At 72.6% G+C, this 17,563-nt stretch carries 16 protein-coding genes and 3 tRNA genes; 4 read left to right on the top strand and 15 right to left on the bottom strand.

Going from position 1 to position 17,563, the window contains the following annotated elements; genetic code table 11:
* Positions 1 to 532: 532 nt before the first annotated feature.
* The 5 genes from ACIPEP_RS04540 to ACIPEP_RS04520 form a co-directional block, all read right to left on the bottom strand.
* Positions 533 to 606: transfer RNA gene (locus tag ACIPEP_RS04540), tRNA-Met, on the bottom strand.
* 32 nt (positions 607 to 638) lie between these two features.
* Positions 639 to 710: transfer RNA gene (locus ACIPEP_RS04535), tRNA-Thr, on the bottom strand.
* Between the two features lie 91 nt (positions 711 to 801).
* On the bottom strand, positions 802 to 2,055 hold the full coding sequence (locus ACIPEP_RS04530) for a M23 family metallopeptidase (RefSeq protein ID WP_402716616.1): 1,254 nt from the start codon (positions 2,053 to 2,055) through the stop codon (positions 802 to 804).
* A gap of 113 nt (positions 2,056 to 2,168) precedes the next feature.
* Positions 2,169 to 2,990, bottom strand: a complete 822-nt coding sequence (locus tag ACIPEP_RS04525; protein WP_402716615.1) for an inositol monophosphatase family protein — start codon at positions 2,988 to 2,990, stop codon at positions 2,169 to 2,171.
* Between the two features lie 57 nt (positions 2,991 to 3,047).
* Positions 3,048 to 3,132 (bottom strand) — tRNA-Tyr (locus ACIPEP_RS04520).
* 139 nt (positions 3,133 to 3,271) lie between these two features.
* On the opposite strand from ACIPEP_RS04520, the gene ACIPEP_RS04515 reads away from it, so the two are divergent.
* Positions 3,272 to 3,760, top strand: coding sequence for a YajQ family cyclic di-GMP-binding protein (locus ACIPEP_RS04515; RefSeq protein WP_069712130.1), 489 nt, complete (start codon positions 3,272 to 3,274; stop codon positions 3,758 to 3,760).
* A 16-nt stretch (positions 3,761 to 3,776) separates the two neighbouring features.
* Positions 3,777 to 5,237 carry a cardiolipin synthase gene (gene cls / locus ACIPEP_RS04510; protein WP_070418368.1) on the top strand — a complete coding sequence of 487 codons (1,461 nt, stop codon included), beginning with the start codon at positions 3,777 to 3,779 and terminating at the stop codon, positions 5,235 to 5,237.
* A 90-nt stretch (positions 5,238 to 5,327) separates the two neighbouring features.
* Here the strand turns inward: cls and ACIPEP_RS04505 are convergent, their stop codons facing one another.
* From ACIPEP_RS04505 to ACIPEP_RS04490, 4 genes are all read right to left on the bottom strand, one after another.
* Entirely contained in the window at positions 5,328 to 6,446 is a 1,119-nt protein-coding gene (locus tag ACIPEP_RS04505) for a heparan-alpha-glucosaminide N-acetyltransferase domain-containing protein (protein ID WP_402716614.1), read from the bottom strand.
* A 19-nt stretch (positions 6,447 to 6,465) separates the two neighbouring features.
* A complete protein-coding gene (locus ACIPEP_RS04500; RefSeq protein WP_070418366.1) occupies positions 6,466 to 7,848 on the bottom strand; it encodes an FAD-dependent oxidoreductase in 1,383 nt (460 codons plus the stop codon).
* Between the two features lie 82 nt (positions 7,849 to 7,930).
* Positions 7,931 to 9,010, bottom strand: coding sequence for a polyprenyl synthetase family protein (locus tag ACIPEP_RS04495; protein WP_070418365.1), 1,080 nt, complete (start codon positions 9,008 to 9,010; stop codon positions 7,931 to 7,933).
* A 33-nt stretch (positions 9,011 to 9,043) separates the two neighbouring features.
* Positions 9,044 to 9,835 carry a demethylmenaquinone methyltransferase gene (locus ACIPEP_RS04490; RefSeq protein ID WP_070419487.1) on the bottom strand — a complete coding sequence of 264 codons (792 nt, stop codon included), beginning with the start codon at positions 9,833 to 9,835 and terminating at the stop codon, positions 9,044 to 9,046.
* A 59-nt stretch (positions 9,836 to 9,894) separates the two neighbouring features.
* On the opposite strand from ACIPEP_RS04490, the gene ACIPEP_RS04485 reads away from it, so the two are divergent.
* The gene (locus tag ACIPEP_RS04485; RefSeq protein WP_402716613.1) at positions 9,895 to 11,154 is read left to right on the top strand and encodes an isochorismate synthase MenF; all 1,260 of its coding nucleotides are present in this window, start codon (positions 9,895 to 9,897) and stop codon (positions 11,152 to 11,154) included.
* 56 nt (positions 11,155 to 11,210) lie between these two features.
* Here the strand turns inward: ACIPEP_RS04485 and menD are convergent, their stop codons facing one another.
* On the bottom strand, positions 11,211 to 12,959 hold the full coding sequence (gene menD / locus ACIPEP_RS04480) for a 2-succinyl-5-enolpyruvyl-6-hydroxy-3-cyclohexene-1-carboxylic-acid synthase (RefSeq protein ID WP_402716691.1): 1,749 nt from the start codon (positions 12,957 to 12,959) through the stop codon (positions 11,211 to 11,213).
* Positions 12,952 to 13,350, bottom strand: a complete 399-nt coding sequence (locus ACIPEP_RS04475) for a PLDc N-terminal domain-containing protein (RefSeq protein ID WP_402716612.1) — start codon at positions 13,348 to 13,350, stop codon at positions 12,952 to 12,954. Before ACIPEP_RS04475 ends, menD begins: the two co-directional genes overlap by 8 nt.
* 65 nt (positions 13,351 to 13,415) lie before the next feature.
* On the opposite strand from ACIPEP_RS04475, the gene ACIPEP_RS04470 reads away from it, so the two are divergent.
* Positions 13,416 to 13,742 carry a DUF4229 domain-containing protein gene (locus ACIPEP_RS04470; RefSeq protein ID WP_402716611.1) on the top strand — a complete coding sequence of 109 codons (327 nt, stop codon included), beginning with the start codon at positions 13,416 to 13,418 and terminating at the stop codon, positions 13,740 to 13,742.
* 9 nt (positions 13,743 to 13,751) lie between these two features.
* Here ACIPEP_RS04470 and ACIPEP_RS04465 read toward each other — a convergent pair whose 3' ends face one another.
* From ACIPEP_RS04465 to ACIPEP_RS04450, 4 genes are all read right to left on the bottom strand, one after another.
* Positions 13,752 to 14,747 carry a 1,4-dihydroxy-2-naphthoate polyprenyltransferase gene (locus ACIPEP_RS04465; RefSeq protein ID WP_402716610.1) on the bottom strand — a complete coding sequence of 332 codons (996 nt, stop codon included), beginning with the start codon at positions 14,745 to 14,747 and terminating at the stop codon, positions 13,752 to 13,754.
* 86 nt (positions 14,748 to 14,833) lie between these two features.
* Entirely contained in the window at positions 14,834 to 15,970 is a 1,137-nt protein-coding gene (locus ACIPEP_RS04460) for an AMP-binding protein (protein WP_402716609.1), read from the bottom strand.
* Positions 15,970 to 16,899 (bottom strand): 1,4-dihydroxy-2-naphthoyl-CoA synthase, encoded by a 930-nt coding sequence (locus ACIPEP_RS04455; RefSeq protein ID WP_070418360.1) that lies wholly within the window; start codon positions 16,897 to 16,899, stop codon positions 15,970 to 15,972. The genes ACIPEP_RS04460 and ACIPEP_RS04455 overlap by 1 nt, the downstream gene beginning before the upstream one ends.
* Positions 16,900 to 16,921: 22 nt before the next feature.
* Entirely contained in the window at positions 16,922 to 17,443 is a 522-nt protein-coding gene (locus tag ACIPEP_RS04450) for a hypothetical protein (protein WP_402716608.1), read from the bottom strand.
* Positions 17,444 to 17,563 lie beyond the last annotated feature (120 nt).

Below are 17,563 nucleotides of genomic sequence, written 5' to 3'. Positions count from 1 at the left end.
TGCGTTGTGCGCAGGCGCCCGGCGCGGCCCGCGCCCGGCCCCGGCCGCGGCCGCGGCCGGGGCCGGAGACGAACCACGGAAACGACACGGAACCAGGCCGTGGGGCCGGTTCGACGTCGGGAACGTGGTTCGACGCCGCCCGCGGACCGCGACGGCGAGCGGTCGCCCCCGCCGGCACGCGTGCCGCACAACGCAAGGCACGGCGAACCGCGCACTCCCCCGGTTCGGGGCAACTTGCGTTGTGCGCAGGCACCCGACGCCGCGGCGGGCGGGGCAGCGCCGCGGCGCACCCCGCCACGCGCGGGCGGGGCGGCGCAGGCGCGGGCGCGGGCGCCGGGACGAACCACGGGAACGACACGGAACCAGGTGGTGGGCCCGGTTCGATGTCGGGAACGTGCTTCGACGCTGCGCCGCCGCGACGCGCACCGACGCCGACGCCGACGCACCGACGCACCGACGCACCGAGACGCGCACGCGCGCGGCACCGCCCGAGAACGACGAAAGCCCGGCGAACGGATCGCCGGGCTTGCGGTAGCGAGGGCGGGACTTGAACCCGCGACCCCACGATTATGAGTCGTGTGCTCTAACCAACTGAGCTACCCCGCCAAGGATCCGGCACGACTACCGCACCGGGTCGGAGCCCCGAGTCAGGATTGAACTGACGACCCCTTCCTTACCATGGAAGTGCTCTACCACTGAGCTATCGGGGCATGTGCCGCTCGGCGGCACCACACGAGGATAGCAGACCCGCGACGGTGGTCAGGAACCGGCCGTGACGCCCGGGCGTGCCGCGTGGAACCGCTAGTTCGCGTTGGCCTCGAGCCACGCCAGCGGGTCCACCGGGACACCGTCGACGTGCACCTCGAGGTGCAGGTGCGGACCGGTCGAGTTGCCGGTGCTGCCGACCAGACCGAGCTCGTCGCCGACCTCGACCTGCTGGCCCTTGACGACCTTGAAGGAGTTGTCCTCCATGTGGCCGTAGACGCTGACGAACTGCTTGCCGTCGACGTCGTGCTCGACCCAGACGTCGTTGCCGAAGCCGCCGTCGTTCGCCTGCACCTTGAGGACGGTGCCGGCGGCGATGACCCGGATCGGCGTGCCCTCACCCGGAGCGAAGTCGACGCCCATGTGGTTCGTCGAGCAGAAGGAGCACCCCTCGACCTGGCGTCCGCCGAACCCGGAGGTGATCGGCACACCGGTCAGGAACGGCCACTGGATCGTGCCGTTCGGGTCGTTCGTGAAGCTCGAGGAGTCCACGTTCTTGTACTGCGTCGCCGAGGACACCGAGTACTGGTCGCGGTTCGTCTCGGCGTCGGTCGCACCGGCACCGACGCTGAGGGACTGCGTGTCACCCGAGGCCGTCGCCCGCGCCGACGTCGAGCCGGGCTCGGGGGTGTAGAGCGCCTGTGCGGGCAGCGAGGTCGACACGACGAGCCCCGCGACGAACAGCAGCGCGCCGACGGCCGTCACCCGCGAGGCCGCCCGACGGAACGACGCACCCTGCGATCCCCGCGCGGCACGCGGCGCGACCCCGGCGACCGGAGTCGCTGCCGCGGGAGCCGTGCGAGCGATGTGGCGCGTGGCCCGGTCGGCCTGCACGGGGGCGGTGGTGGCACGCCCGGTCCGACGGGACGCCGGCACCTGTCCGAGGACACGGCGCGCGGCCGGCGCGGACGGTGTGGGTGCCGCGACCGCAGGGGTAGCAGCCACGACCGGCGACGAGGGCGCCGGCGGCGTCACGGGCGATGCGGTCGCCGCGGGCATCGCGGGCGAGGCCGGCGCGAGGTCGATGGGCGACGCCGGCGCGGCCGGGGTCGCGGGTGTCCCCGGGCTCACCAGGTCGTCGAAGCTCGCGTCTCCGAGGGCGGCCCGGGAGGCGCGGCTCGGCTCCGCCACGGCCGTCGCGTGCTCGACGTGCTCCGGTGCTCCCCCGGAGGACGCCGTCGCCGCCGCGCGTTCCGCCTCGATGCGGGCCCGTCGGGTCAGGTGGACGACCGGTGCGGGAGCGTCCGCGGAGCCGTCGGTGTGCACGGGCGTGAGGGGAGCGTGGGGCATGTGTTCGGCGTGGATCCTGATCGGGGCGAGACGCGCTCGTTGGTAACGAGCAGATAACGGGACCCGAGCACGCTAGCAGGAGCGTCCGGGAGACGCCAGTCCTCGGGATGTCCTCACCCGGCGAGCACGGACTCCTCGAGGCGCCGCAGCAGGTCCGCGAGCTCGTCCGCGACGGCGGGTGCGGCGAAGAGGAACGACCGCGTGCCGCCGGCCTCCCAGATCCGGGTCTCGGCGCCGGCCTCACGGGCGACGATCGACCCGGCGGCCATGTCCCACGGGTTGATCCCGCGCTCGTAGTAGGCGTCCACGGTGCCGACGCCCACCGCGCAGCAGTCCAGCGAGGCCGCTCCCCCACGGCGGATGTCGCGGACCTCGCCGATGAGTCCGGCGAGCACCGCGACCTGCTGCCGTCGGCGCTCGGCGGTGTACCCGAAGCCGGTGGCGACGAGCGTCTCGGCGAGCGAGGCCGGCGTCCCGACGTGCAGCGGGACCCCGTCGCGCGTGGCACCCTCGCCGGCGGCCGCGCGGAACACGACGCCGGTCGCGGGCTGGACGACCACGCCGGCGATCGGCTCCCACGAGGTCGGGTCGGCCGGCCCGCGCACCACGCCGATGCTCACGCCGTACTCGGCGTTGCCGTAGAGGTAGTTGACCGTGCCGTCGATCGGGTCGACCACCCACGTGATGCCCGAGGTCCCGGCGCCGGTGCCGGACTCCTCACCGAAGAACGCGTCGTCCGGCCGGGCCTCGGCGATCCGGGCCCGGACGAGTGCCTCGACCTCACGGTCGGCAGCCGTGACCACGTCGACGATGCTCGACTTCCGGTCGGCGACCTCGACCCCCTCGCCCCGTCGGCGTGCGGCGAGCGCTGCTGCCTCACGGGCGATGGACTCGGCGAGGTCGGCGAACTGGACGGGGGTGAGGTCGGAGGGCATGCGTCCATCCTCGCGGAAACGGAACGGCCCCGTCCGATGAGGACGGGGCCGTTCCGATGGTGGCAAGTGAGGGATTCGAACCCCCGAAGGCTACGCCGGCTGATTTACAGTCAGATCCCTTTGGCCGCTTGGGTAACTTGCCATGTGCGCACCCGGCCCGTGTAGTCACCAACCGAAGGCGCGCATGAAAGCATAGCCGATCCGAGACGGTGCTCGTGACCACCGTGGGCCGATCCACGGGTGCCGAACCGCGCCTCCCGTCCGCCGTTAGGCTGTCCCGCATGGCAGACAGTTCCTTCGACGTGGTCAGCAAGGTCGACAAGATGGAGGCGGAGAACGCCCTCAACCAGGCCGCCAAGGAGATCGAGCAGCGGTACGACTTCAAGGGCGCCGACGCATCGATCGCGTTCAGCGGTGAGGACGTCCTCATCAAGGCGAACTCGGAAGAGCGCGCGAAGGCCGTCCTCGACGTCCTGCAGAGCAAGGCGATCAAGCGGAACATCAGCCTGAAGAGCCTCGACGCGGGCGACCCGTACCCGTCGGGCAAGGAGTACCGCATCGAGGTGAAGTTCAAGAACGGCATCGAGCAGGACGTGGCGAAGAAGATCGGCGCGTTCCTCCGGGCCAACGCCCCGAAGACCGTGAAGAACCAGATCCAGGGCGACGAACTGCGCGTCTCCTCGAAGAGCCGCGACGACCTGCAGAACACGATCCAGCTCCTCAAGGGTGAAGAGTTCGACGTGCCGCTGCAGTTCATCAACTTCCGCTGACGCGCCGCCCGCCGCTGTGGAGCACTGGCTCACCGTCGCCATCACGGTCTTCCTGGTCCTGCTGGACCTGGCGATCCGCGTCTTCTCGATCATCTACGTCCCGATCAACCGGAAGCCGCAGACCGCGACGGCCTGGCTGCTGGCGATCTTCCTCATCCCCTACATCGGGTTCATCGTCTTCCTCGTCATCGGGTCGACGAAGCTCCCGCACGCCCGGCGTGAGAAGCAGACCGAGATCAACGCGTACATCCTCGAGCAGACCGAGGGGATCGAGCGCGTCCGGCGCGACCACCCGTGGCCGGCGTGGCTGGACAGCATCACCCGCCTGAACCGCGAACTCGGCGCCATGCCCCTGGTGGGCGGCAACTCCGCGGAGCTCTACCCCGACTACGACGAGTCGATCGCCGAGATGACCCGCGCGATCGACGGCTCGCGGCGGTTCGTGCACGTCGAGTTCTACATCGCGACCCTCGACGACACCACGCGCCCGTTCTTCGAGGCGCTCGCCCGCGCCCAGGCCCGCGGCGTCACCGTCCGGGTCCTGCTCGACCACTGGGCGAGCCGCGGCTACCCGGGCTACAAGGACACCCTCGCGTTCATGGACCGAGCGGGCATCGAGTGGCACCTCATGCTCCCGCTGCTGCCACTGCAGGGGAAGTTCCAGCGCCCGGACCTCCGCAACCACCGGAAGATCGTGGTCATCGACGGGTCGATCGCGTTCACCGGGTCGCAGAACCTCATCGACAAGTCCTACGACCTGAAGTCCCACATCGACAAGGGCATGCAGTACAAGGACCTCTTCGCGCGGTTCGAGGGTCCCGTCGTCGCCGGCCTCAACGCCCTGTTCGTGACCGACTGGTACAGCGAGACCGACGAGCTGCTGCTCCGCGAGAGCGACCCCGTCCAGCGGGCCGACCGTGGTGACGCACTGGACTGCCAGGTCGTCCCGTCCGGCCCCGGGTTCGACGGCGAGAACAACCTGCGCCTCTTCAACGCCCTGCTCTACTCGGCCCAGCAGAAGGTGTCGATCACCTCGCCGTACTTCGTCCCCGACGACTCCATGCTCTACGCCATCACCACCACGGCGCAGCGCGGGGTCGAGGTCGAGCTGTTCGTCGGCGAGATGGGCGACCACGCGATGACCTGGCACGCGCAGCGCTCCTACTACGAGGGGCTGCTCCGGGCCGGTGTGAAGATCTGGCTGTACCGGGCGCCGACGATCCTGCACGCGAAGCACTTCACGATCGACGACGACGTGGCGGTGATCGGGTCGAGCAACATGGACATGCGGTCGTTCAGCCTCAACCTCGAGGTGTCCGTGATGGTCCGCGGCAGCCGCTTCGTCGATGCGCTGCGCGAGGTCCAGGACGCCTACAAGGAGCACAGCTTCGAGTTGACGCTCGACGCGTGGGTGGAGCGGCCGCGTCGGTCGCAGGTGCTCGACAACGTCGCGCGGCTCACGGCGGCGCTGCAGTAGCGGCCGGCCCAGGAGGCGCGGGTCGCGACCGGCGGGCAGGTGCGGGCCGCGGGTGGTCGCCCGGGCGCGGGCGCGCGGCGGCGGGGGCGGTCAGCGCGGGTCCGGCACCAGGCGGGTGAGCCGGGCGGTCACGCGCTCGAGCGGCCCGCGCCCGAGGAACCGCCTCCAGAGCATCGCGAACACGATCGACCCCAGCGCGAACCAGCCCCACGCCGCCGCCGAGTCCGGGTACGTCGGCAGCGCCGCGAGCACGACGAGGTGCCCCGCGTAGACCGTGAGCGGCATCGACCCCACGGCAGCCAACGGGTACCCGATGCGTCGGACGACCTCGCCCCTCCCGTCGAACACCAGCGTGCAGAGCGCGATGACGGCGACGGCCACCCCCGCGGTCCCCACGACGTCGACGATCGACGAGGAGTGGTCCCGCGGCGACAGGAACAGCTGCGCCGTGGCCTCGGCGGCGGTGCTCCCCTCGCCCGCGTACGGCACACCGGGGAACGCGAACCCGGCGTCGGCGGGCACCGGCGCGACCGCGTTGCCGACGATGTAGGCGAGGGCGGCGACCACCGCGCCGGACGCGAGGAGGACCACCTGGGTGCTCCGCGCCTCCAGTCCGACACGGGCGACCGCGAGACCGACCAGCACGTACGCCAGGAAGGTGACCACGGGGTAGACGAGGCCGAGCTGGACCTCCCACATGCCGGCGTCCGCGTAGAGCGGGACGATGCCGAGGGCGACGACGGGCGACAGCACGGCGCACGCCGCGGCGAGGACCAGCAGCCAGCGCGCACGGACCCGGAGCACCGGGATCGCCAGCAGGAACAGCACGCCGTACGTCGGGAGGATGACGTAGACGGGGGTCTGCAGCGCCATGAGCAGCAGGCCGACCGCGACGACGACGAGCGCGCGGATCGCGAGCCGGCCACGGACCCGACCGATCCGCGGGGGGCCGGGCGGCGACGTCCGACCGCTCGTCAGACCGATCGAGACCCCGGCGAGCACCGCGAAGAGCGACGACGAGCGACCGTGGGCGACGGCGGCCCAGGTGCCGGGGTCGGACCAGTCGACCTGGTCGGCGATGCCCCCGACGTGGGTCGCCATCATGCCGAGCAGCGCCAGCGCACGGGCGACGTCGACGCCCTCGAGCCGGACCCCGGAGACGGACACGCCCCGCAGCGCGGTGGGCGGTGCGGGGCGTGCGGTCGTCATGGCGTTCGCGGGCTGCCGGTCAGCTCGTCGCCGAGCCCGTGCGGGCGTCGACGCGGCCGAGGGACACGTCGACCATGTCCTCGCGCGGGACGACCTTGATGCGCTCTCGGCCCTCGGCCTCGCCGAGGGCGAGCTCGTGGGTGTCGAGGTTGTGCCAGCCGTCGAGATCGGTGTACTCGACACCGCGCTCGGCGAGCAGGGCCGGGATCGCGCCCTCGGACGGGTCGGCCGGGGTCCACCAGCTCGCCTGGTCGTTCACGATGTGCTGGACGGTCTCCATCGCGTCGGACTTGGTGTGGCCGATGAGCCCGACGGGGCCGCGCTTGATCCAGCCGGTCGCGTAGACGCCCGGGATCTGCTGGTTGTCGTCGTCGAGGACCTGGCCCTCGTGGTTCGGGATGACACCGTGGCGCTCGTCGAACGGGACGCCCGGCAACGGCGAGCCGAAGTACCCGACCGCGCGGTAGGCGGCCTGGATCGGGATCTCGCGGATCTCGCCCGTGCCCTCGACGCCGCCCTGACCGTTCGGCCGCGTGCGCTCGTACCGGATGGCGGTGAGCTTGCCGTCCTCGCCGACGAACTCGAGGGGCTTCGCGTAGAAGTGCAGGTGCAGTCGGCGGCTCGCCTGGCCGGTCTCACGGGTGCGCCACTGCTCGAGGACGCGGTTCATCACCATGACCTGCTTGTTCGTGGCGATTGCGGTCTTCGAGGCCTCGTCGTGGTCGAAGTCCTCGTCGTAGACGATCATGTCGACGTCGCGGAGCTCGCCGAGCTCGCGGAGCTCGAGGGGGGTGAACTTCACCTGCGCCGGGCCGCGGCGGCCGAACACGTGCACGTCGGTGACCGGGGACGCCTTGAGTCCCTCGTACACGTTCGCGGGGATCTCGGTCGGCAGCAGGTCGTCGGCGTGCTTCGCGAGGATGCGCGAGACGTCGAGGGCGACGTTGCCGTTCCCGATCACCGCGACGCTCTCGGCCTCGAGCGGCCACGTGCGCGGGACGTCGGGGTGACCGTCGAACCAGCTGACGAACTCGGCGGCGCCGTACGACCCCTCGAGCTCGACACCGGGGACGTCGAGGTCGGCGTCCTTGATCGCACCCGTCGAGAACACGACCGCGTGGTAGTGCTGCCGGAGGTCGTCGAGGGTGATGTCCTCGCCGAAGCGGACGTTGCCGAACAGCCGCACGACACCGCGGTCGAGCACGTCGCGCAGCGCGTTGACGATGCCCTTGATGCGCGGGTGGTCCGGGGCGACGCCGTAGCGGACCAGGCCGTAGGGGGCGGGCAGCTGCTCGAACAGGTCGATCGACACGTCGTGGCCGTGGGCCTCGCGCAGCAGGATGTCGGCGGCGTAGATGCCGGCGGGGCCTGCGCCGACGATGGCGACTCGGAGGGTGGGCACTGATCGTCTCCAGTTCGTTCGGGTGGGGTGCTCCCGAGGGGGTTCGAGGGGCGGGACCGTCGGTCACCGCGGCGGTCCGGCGCTAGCGGCTGCGTTCGACGACGGACTCGGCGAAGCGGACGAGTGCCCGCTTGACGGTGCCGTCCGGCAGGGGTGCGAGGGCGTCGACGGCGTCCGTCGCCCAGCGGACCGCGACGGCACGGGTCGCGGCGGTCGCCTCGTGCTCGCGCAGGGCGGCCACGGCGGACTGGTACGGCGCCGAGTCGACGACGTCGTCCGGTGCGGCGTTCACGTCGCGCTCGATGCGCCCGAGCAGGTCCACCGCGTCCGGGGCACCCGTCGCGGCGAGGCGCTTGAGCTGCAGCAGCGGCAGGGTGTCGACGCCGGCGCGCAGGTCGTTGCCGGCGATCTTGCCGGTCTTGGCCTTCGCGGGGGCGAGGTCGATCACGTCGTCGACGAGCTGGAAGGCCACGCCGACCTTCTCGCCGAAGGTGCCGACGGCGTCGAGGTACGTGCGGTCGGCGCCCGAGAACATCACGCCGGCACGGGCAGCTGTCGCGATGAGCGAGCCGGTCTTGTCGCTGAGCACCTGGATGTAGTGCTCGACCGGGTCGTCCTCGGGCTGGGGGCCCGTCGTCTCGTGGAGCTGCCCCATGCACAGCCGCTGGAAGGTCTCCGCCTGCATCCGGATGCCCTCGGTGCCGAGGTCGGCCGTGATGAGGCTGGCACGCGCGAACAACAGGTCGCCGGTGAGGATCGCCACGTTGTTGCCGTAGGTCACGTGGGCCGCGGGGACGCCGCGTCGGACGGGCGCTTCGTCCATCACGTCGTCGTGGTAGAGCGACGCCAGGTGGGTCGTCTCGATGCTCACGGCGGCCTTCACGACCGCGTCGGTCACCCCGTCACCGAGCTGCGCGATGAGGAGCGTGAGCGTCGGCCGGATCCGCTTGCCCCCGGCGGACAGCAGGTACCGGCTCGTGGTGTCGGCGAGGGTGTCGGTGGAGCGCATGGCTTCCTCGAGCCCCTGCTCGACGAGCTCGAGGCCGTCGTCGACCGCGGCGATGAACCGGCGTTCCGCGGGCGTGGCGAACAGTCGCTCGCCGATGCCCAGCGATGCGCGGAGACTCGGTGCGCGACGTGCGACCGGGACGCTCGGATTCAAGTGCTGCTCCGTGTTCGGGGGTGGAGGGACCGGTCAGGCGTCGGTGGGGTCGACGCTCGGCTGCTCACCGGTGTGCTGGTGCTCGCGACGGGCCTTGGCACGCCGGGCGACGGACTCGCGGACCTCGCCCGCGACGGGCTTGCGACCGCGGTGCAGTGCGACGATACCCGCCGTGAGGTTCCGGTAGGCGACGACCGAGAACCCGACGCCGCGCAGCCACTGGCTGAGGACCTGCTGGTCGGGCCACGCCTCGATCGACTCGGCGAGGTAGCGGTAGGCCGCCGGGTTGCTGCTGGACAACCGTGCCACGCCCGGGAGCACGCGCTTGAGGTACGTGCCGTACCCGAAGCGGAGCAGGGCGAGCGGCGGCGTGGAGAACTCGCAGATGACGACACGACCGCCGGGCTTGAGGACCCGGAGCATCTCGCCGAGGGCCTGCATCGGGTCGTTCACGTTGCGCAGCCCGAACGAGATCGAGACGGCGTCGAAGGTGTCGTCGTCGAAGGGCAGCTGCTCGGCGTCGCCCTCGACGAAGGTGATCTCGGGGTGGCGTTCACGGCCGACGGCGATCATGCCCGCGGAGAGGTCGAGCGCCGTGACCTCGGCACCCTTCTTCGCGAAGGCCGCTGCGCTCGTGCCCGTCCCCGCGGCGATGTCCAACACCTTCTCGCCGGGCTGGGGGTCGACCGCGCGGACCGTCGCGACACGCCACAGCGGAGCGTTGCCCGCCGAGAGGATGTCGTTCGTGAGGTCGTACTTCGCGGCGACGTCGTCGAACATGGCCGCCACCTCGTCCGGCCGCTTGTTCAGGTCCGCTCTGCTCACCCGCAACATCCTAGAGGTCGTGCCCGGACGTTCCCCGCGCGGCGCGTACGATCTGTGGGGTGACCCGAACCACCACGGCGGCCCCACCGCTGACGGTCTCGACCCGGATCCTCGACGACCCGGGCGCCGTCCTCCGCCACACCCTCCGGGACAGCCCGCTCGCGTTCGTCCGCAACGGCGACGGGATCGTCGGCATCGGCGAGGCCGTGCGGTGGACGTTCACCGGCCCGGACCGGATGCGCGAGGCCTCGGCGGCCTGGCGGTCCCTGGTCCGCGACGCCGTGGTCGACGACCCCGTGCAGCTGCGCGGCACCGGGCTCGTCGCGTTCGGCTCGTTCGCGTTCGCCGACGACTCGACCGAGACGAGCGTGCTCATCGTCCCGCGCGTCGTGATCGGCCGCCGCCGCGGGAAGGCCTGGCTCACCGCCGTCGACACCACGCTCGACCCCGAACCCCTCACCTTCACGCGCACGTCGGTGCCGGTGCCGCACGTCGGTCCGCACGTGTCCGTCGCGCTCCGTCCCGGTGCCATCGACGAGGACGCCTACGCCGCGACGGTCGCCGACGCCGTCCGGAGGATCACCGCCGGTGACGCCGAGAAGGTGGTGCTGGCGCGGGACCTCGTCGGGACCCTCCCCGACGGCGCCGACCGGCGAGCGATCCTGCTCGACCTCGCCGAGGCGTACCCGCAGTGCGTCACGTTCGCCGTCGACGGGATCGTCGGCGCGACGCCGGAGACCCTCGCCCGGACCGACGGCACCCGGCTCTCGGCACGCGTGCTCGCGGGCAGTGCGGCGCGCGGGACCGACCCGGTGTCCGACCGCGCCGCCGCCGAGGCCCTCGCCGCGAGCGCGAAGGACGTCGAGGAGCACGGCTTCGCCATCCAGAGCCTGCTGGCCGCGCTCGCCCCGATCGCGTCCGACCTCCGCGCCGACCCGGAGCCGTTCCGGTTGCAGCTGCCGAACCTGTGGCACCTCGCGACCGACGTCCAGGCGACGCTCCCCGTCGGCACGACCTCGCTCGACGTCGCCGACGCCCTGCACCCGACCGCCGCGGTCGCGGGGACCCCGACCGACGTCGCGGTCCGGCTCGTCTCCGAGCTCGAGGGCGTCGACCGCGGGCGCTACGCCGGGCCGGTCGGGTGGCTCGGGGCGAACGGGGACGGCGAGTGGATGCTCGCGTTGCGGAGCGCCCGGATCACCGACGACGGCACCGTGCGGGCGTGGGCCGGCGCGGGCATCGTGGCCGGGTCCGACCCGGCGCGCGAGGTCGCCGAGACTGCCCTGAAGTTCCGGCCGGTCACCGACGCGCTCGCCTAGCCGACTGCCAGGAGGCGCGGTGCCGACCCGGCGCGCCGGCCGCGGCCGGGTGCCGCTCAGTCGGCCAGCGGCACCTCGATGACGACGCGCTCGGCCGGGTCCGTCAGGACCCGCTCGAGGTCGCCCCAGGTCGCCGCGCGCCGGTACTCCCAGCCGAGCCCGGTCACCACCGGCTCGACGTCGACGTGCTGCGGCGTCGTCATCATGCGGCGCATGTCGGCCTCCGGTGTCGTCGCCGCGACCTCGAGCCCCCGGAAGATCGCTCCCCCGCCGTCGTTCCCGACGATGACCTGCACGCGGTGCGGGTGCTCCTCGGTACCGGTCACGAGCGCCCCGAGGTCGTGCAGGAGCGTGAGGTCGCCGAGCAGGACGCGTGTCGTGCCGACCGAGGCCGTGGAACGCTCGAGCGCGGCGGCGATCCCGAGCGCGGTCGAGATCGTCCCGTCGATGCCCGCGAGTCCGCGGTTCGCGTGCACGCGGATCGCCTTGCCCGCGACGTGCCCGTCGGCCACGCGGATGATCTGCGAGGCGCCGAGCACGAGGCGGTCGTGCGGCCAGGTCGCACCCCAGACGGCGTCCGCGAGCATCGTGCGGTCGACGGCGCGGCGGCGGAGCGCCACCTCGTCGCGGAGGAACTTGTTGCGCTCGGCGCGGTCGCTGGAGCGCTTCGCATCGAGGTCGGGGCCGGCGTCGCCACCGCCGAGCAGCGCGCGGCTCGTGGCGACCCACCGGCCGACCCAGGCGCGGTGCTCCGGCCGGGTGCGGCCCGTCACGCGGACGTCCGACACGAAGGTGGTCGCGGCGTCGGGCCGGGAGGCGCGGGCCGGGTCGTACGGATCGGCCCCCGGTCCGCGGACCACGATCGTCTCGACGTCGGCGCGCTGGAGGAGGGCGGGGACCTCGCGGCTGAGGGTCGGGTGGCCGAGCACGACGGCGCGGCGGACCGCGCCGCCGAAGTCCGGGTCGCGCAGGAGCTCCCGGTAGGTGACGACCAGGTTGCGCCCGAACCGCGCACCGCTCGACACCTCGGCGAGCAACGGCGCACCGAGCTCCCAGGCGATCCGCTCGGCGTCCGCCCCCGCGTCGTGTCCCGCGATGACGACCGTCGCGGGCTCGTCGTCCGGCGCGAGGTCGACGACCGGCAGACCGGAGTGCACCCGCCTGGTGGCGAACGCGAGGTCGACCTCGTCGTCGGGCACCGGCTGGACCGTCCCCTCGCCCAGTCCGGCCGACAGCGGTTCGCGGAAGGCGACGTTGAGCTGGACCGGCCCGGGCTGCCCCGTGTGGCCGGCGGCCGCGGCGACGACTTCGCGCACGAGTTCCCGGACGGTGGCGGCGGTGTCGGCGTCGACCCCGTGCGCGGTGGGTGCCTCGACGTCGCGGACGACGGCGACGGCCGGCCCGAAGAGCCCGGGCTGCACCGTGGTCTGGTTGCTGCCGATGCCGCGGAGCTCGTCGGGGCGGTCCGCGCTGACGACGATCATCGGCACACCGGAGTGGTGCGCTTCGAGCACGGCGGGGTGCAGGTTGGCGACCGCGGTGCCCGAGGTGGTCACGACAGCGGCGGGCCGACCGGACTCGACGGCGAGCCCGAGCGCGAAGAAGCCGGCGGTGCGCTCGTCGAGCCGGACATGCACGCTGATGCCGCCCGCCCGCTCGACGGCGACGGCAGCGAGGGCGAGCGCCTGCGACCGGGAGCCGGGGCTCACCACGACGTCGGTCACACCGGCCCGGGCGAGCTCGGTCAGGAGCGCGACGGCGAAGTCGGTCGCCGGGCTGCCGGAACCGGCCGGGCCGTCAGCGATCGGTGCGGCCGTCGTCGTCGCGGTGCTGGTCGCGGCGGTCTCGGTCGGCGCGTCGTTCTCGTTCGCGGAACTGCTGTTCGAGGTCTCGGAGGGTCTCGTCGTCCTGGTCCTTGTCCGTGCGGTGCTGCTCGGGGCCGCTGGGGCCGCCGAGGAAGTCCGGGTCGTCTTCGGGACCACGGTACCCGGAGCCACCGCCGGGACGGGTCGCCGGTGCCCGCCCGAGGACGAACCAGAGGCCGCCGCCGAGGACGGGGAGCACGATCACGAGGAGGACCCACACACCACGGCTGAGGGAACGGACACGCTCGCGGGGCATCGTGGCGCAGTCGATGGCCGCGTAGACCGTGAACGCCACGGCGGCCACGACGACGATCAGCCACAGTCGGATCATGGCCGGGAGTCTAGGTCGGCAGCCTGTGGGGTCCCTGCCGGTTGCGCATCCGTAGACTTGCGCAGGTGAAAGCGTGGCTCGTGTACACCCTGGCCCGCCTCGGCATCTTCGCCGCGGCGCTGGCACTGCTCCTGCTCCTGACGCCGATGCCCGGCTACTGGGCGACGATCGTCGCCGCGCTCGTGGCGCTGCTCATCTCGTACATCGCCCTGCCGAAGCTGCGCGGTCGCGTCACCGAGAGCCTGGCGAACCGTCGACCGGCGCCGGAGCACGACGTCGACACCGACTTCGAGGACGACTTCGTCGACGCGGCCGACAGGGACTCCCCGGTCGAGCAGCCGGTCTCCGACGCCGACCGCCACGCAGCGCGCCGCGAGCACCGCGACGACTGACCCGCCGGGCTACGGCTGGACGGCGAGCGTGATGCCGAGCACGACGCCGAACACGAGCGACGCGAACGACGACAGCTGGAGCGCCGTGATGAGCTCCCGCGGCTTCCGTGAGGAGACGCCGATCGCGAGTGCCGGCAGCGCCAGCAGCAGCGAGAAGTACGTGAACCCGGTGCGGAAGTAGAGCAGCACGAACCAGAGCAGCACCACGTACGGCAGCATCAGGAACAGGCCGTAGAGCACCCGGGCGACCGGCCGTCCGACCACGACCGCGAGGGTGCGCTTGCCCGCGAGTCGGTCCTCGTCGATGTCGCGGATGTTGTTCACCATCAGCACCGCACAGGCGAAGAACCCGGCGGCGATCGCGGCGGCCCACCCGCTCGGGGTGACCCGGTCGATGAGGACGAACTGCGTGCCGAGGACGGCGACGAGTCCGAAGAACACGAACACGAAGACCTCGCCGAGGGCGTTGTACCCGTACGGCTTCTTGCCGCCGGTGTAGAACCACGCCGCGACGATGGCGGCAGCGCCCACGAGCAGGAGCCACCACAGCTGGGTGAGCACCACGATGACGATGCCGGCGACGGCTGCGAGCCCGAAGAACGTCAGCGCGACGGTCAGCACGGTGCGGGGCTTCGCGAGTCCGGCTCCGGTGAGCCGTGCGGGCCCGACGCGGAACTCGTCCGTGCCGCGCACCCCGTCGGAGTAGTCGTTGCTGTAGTTCACGCCGATCTGCAGGAACAGCGCGACGAGCAGCGCCAGGATCGCGATGGGCAGGTGGTGGCCCTTCGCGAGCCAGTCGCCGAAGTCACCGGCCTCTCCGCTGTCCACGAACCCGACCGTCGTGCCCATCACGACGGGTACGACGCCGAGCGTCAGGGTGCGCAGGCGCGCCCCGCCGATCCAGTCGCCCGCGGTCGCGCGGCGCTTCGTGCGCTGCGGTGCCGCGGCCTTGGCCGGGTTGCCGGAGCGGTTCCTGGAACGGCTCGTGTTCTTCGTGCGTGCCACGACCGTCCATCGTATCCGCGTCCGCCGTGCGTCCGGGACGCCGGCCCAGGAGGAACGGATCGCGATCGGCGGTCGACCCGCGTCCGTCAGGCGGTCGGGTTCGCGATCGCGCGGATCGCTCGGCGGTCCGGCTTGCCGGTCGCGAGCATCGGGAGCCGCTCGACGACGACCACGTCGGCCGGCCGTGCGGCCCGCCCGAGGGCGTCGCCGACCGCGGCGCGGACCACGTCGAGGTCGAGCGGACGGTCGGTCACGACGACCGGGACCTCGCCCCACTCCCCCGACGCCCGGCGCGTGACCACCGCGCCCTCCTGCCCGTCGAGCCCGCGGACGATCCGTTCGACGGCGCCGAGCGGGACCTTCTCGCCGCCCGAGATCACGACGTCGTCGAGCCGGCCGAGCACCCGCACGACACCGTCGACGACCTCGGCGGCGTCGCCCGTGCGGTACCAGCGGTGTCCGTCGTGCTCGGTGAAGGTCGCCGCCGTGCGGTCGGGGTCGTCCAGGTAGCCCTCGGCGAGCATCGGCCCGGACAGGAACAGCTCGCCGTCCACGAGCTCGGTGCGGACGGTGCCGAACGGGACGCCGTCGTAGACGCACCCGCCGCTCGTCTCGCTCGCGCCGTAGGTCGTCACGATCCGGACGCCGGCGGCGCGGGCCCGGTCACGGAGCGGTGCCGGGGTCGCCTGCCCGCCGACGAGCACGGCGTCGAACCCGGCGAGGGCACGGGTGGCCCGCTCGTCGTCGAGCACGCGGGCGAGCTGCACCGGGACGAGCGAGGTGTAGCGCCGCGGTGCCCCGGGACCGGTGACGAGCCGGTCGGCCGCGTCGGCGAACGCACCCGCGTCGAAGTGCCCGGGAGCGACGACGACGGGCACCGTCCCCGCGGTGATCGACCGGGTCAGGACGTTGAGCCCCGCGATGTAGTGCGTCGGCAACGCGAGCACCCAGCCGCCGGGGCCCCCGAGTGCCGCGTCCGCCGCAGCGGCACCGGCGAGGAGCGCCTCCGACGAGAGCGCCACGCGCTTGCCGGTGCCGGTGGACCCGCTCGTCTCGACGACGACGGCGACCCGCTGCGGGACGGTGGCCGGAGCAGGTGTCGGCAGCGCTGGGGCGCCGTCCGCGACCGGGAGCAGGGCGGGGCCGCCGGCGAGTGCCGCCTCCAGGCCCCGCAGCACGACCGACGGGTCCGACGTGCCGGTCGCGACCAGCGGACGGGCCATCAGTAGTGCCAGGGGAAGGACGTCCACTCGGGCGCGCGCTTCTCGAGGAAGGAGTCACGACCCTCGACCGCCTCGTCGGTGCCGTAGGCGAGCCGCGTGGCCTCGCCCGCGAACACCTGCTGGCCGACCATGCCGTCGTCGACCGCGTTGAAGGCGTACTTGAGCATCCGGATCGCCGTCGGGGACTTGCCGAGCACGATCTCGCCCCAGCGGATCGCCTCGCGCTCGAGGTCCTCGTGCGGGACGACGGCGTTCACGGCGCCCATCTCGTACGCGCGCTGCGCCGAGTACTCCTGCGCGAGGAAGAAGACCTCACGCGCGAACTTCTGGCCGATCTGCTTGGCGTAGTAGGCGCTGCCGTAGCCGCCGTCGAACGACCCCACGTCGGCGTCGGTCTGCTTGAACCTGCCGTGCTCGGCGCTCGCGATGGTGAGGTCGCAGATCGCGTGCAGCGAGTGGCCCCCACCCGCCGCCCACCCCGGGACGACGGCGATGACGACCTTGGGCATCATCCGGATCAGCCGCTGGACCTCGAGGATGTGCAGCCGCCCCATCGACGCCTGCGCCGCCGCCGGGTCGACCCCCTCGGGCGGGGCGCCCTCGTCACCGACGTACTGGTAGCCGCTGCGGCCGCGGATGCGCTGGTCGCCGCCGGAGCAGAACGCCCAGCCGCCGTCCTTCGGGCTCGGGCCGTTGCCGGTGAGGAGCACGACGCCGACACGCGGGTCCTGCCGGGCGTCGTCGAGCGCGCGGTACAGCTCGTCGACGGTGCGCGGACGGAACGCGTTCCGCACCTCGGGCCGGTCGAACGCGACCCGGACGATCCCGTGGGAGACGTGCTTGTGGTACGTGATGTCGGTGAACTGCTCCGCGATCGGAGCCGCGGTCCAGACGTCGGGGTCGAACAGGTCGGAGACGGGAGCAGCCATGCTCCAACGCTACCGCCGCGTGCTACAGCCCCGCGCCGTCCGTCGCGGCCGAACCACCCATGTCGGTCAGCAGCTCGGGGGCGACGATCACGAGCAGCACGATGAGGATCACCGGGTTCGCGAAGAACGCCACGACGACCCCGACGGCGCCGTACCAGCGGCCGAACGACCCCACCGCTGCCACGAACCCGAGCACCGCGGCGATGAGCGTGAGGAAGACCACCACGAAGCAGATGCCGAAGGCGAAGTCGGTGTCGCCGCCCATGAAGACGGCGAAGGCGCTGGCGTCGACCGCGGCGGAGACGACCGCGAGCCCCAGGGCGATCTTGCCGACCACCGGGTTGCGCTTCTTGCGCCCCTTCTGGGCTCCCTGCCGGACGTCGACGGTGTTCCGCTGCATGAGCCGGGCGAACTCGCCGGTGTCGCGACCGGGGGCCTGCGCACGCGCACTCGGAGACTGCGCACGCGCGCCCGGGGCCTGCGCACGCGCCGAGGACGGTGCTGCGGATCGCTGCGACGCGCGCTGCTGCGGTTCCGGCGCCACAGGTCCTCCCTCGTCCTCGGTGCTGGTGCTGGGGTGCCGACCGTGGCCGACCGATGCAGACTAGTGCGCTGCCCTGGCGGTCCGCTCCGAGGAACCGTGGGGTGCCCTGGGTGCTCCTGG

The sequence above is a fragment of the Curtobacterium sp. NPDC087082 genome (genome assembly GCF_044745045.1).
GTDB lineage: Bacteria > Actinomycetota > Actinomycetes > Actinomycetales > Microbacteriaceae > Curtobacterium.
The sequence above is the reverse complement of the archived record's forward strand: the minus strand, read 5'-3'. Positions and strand labels throughout refer to the sequence as shown.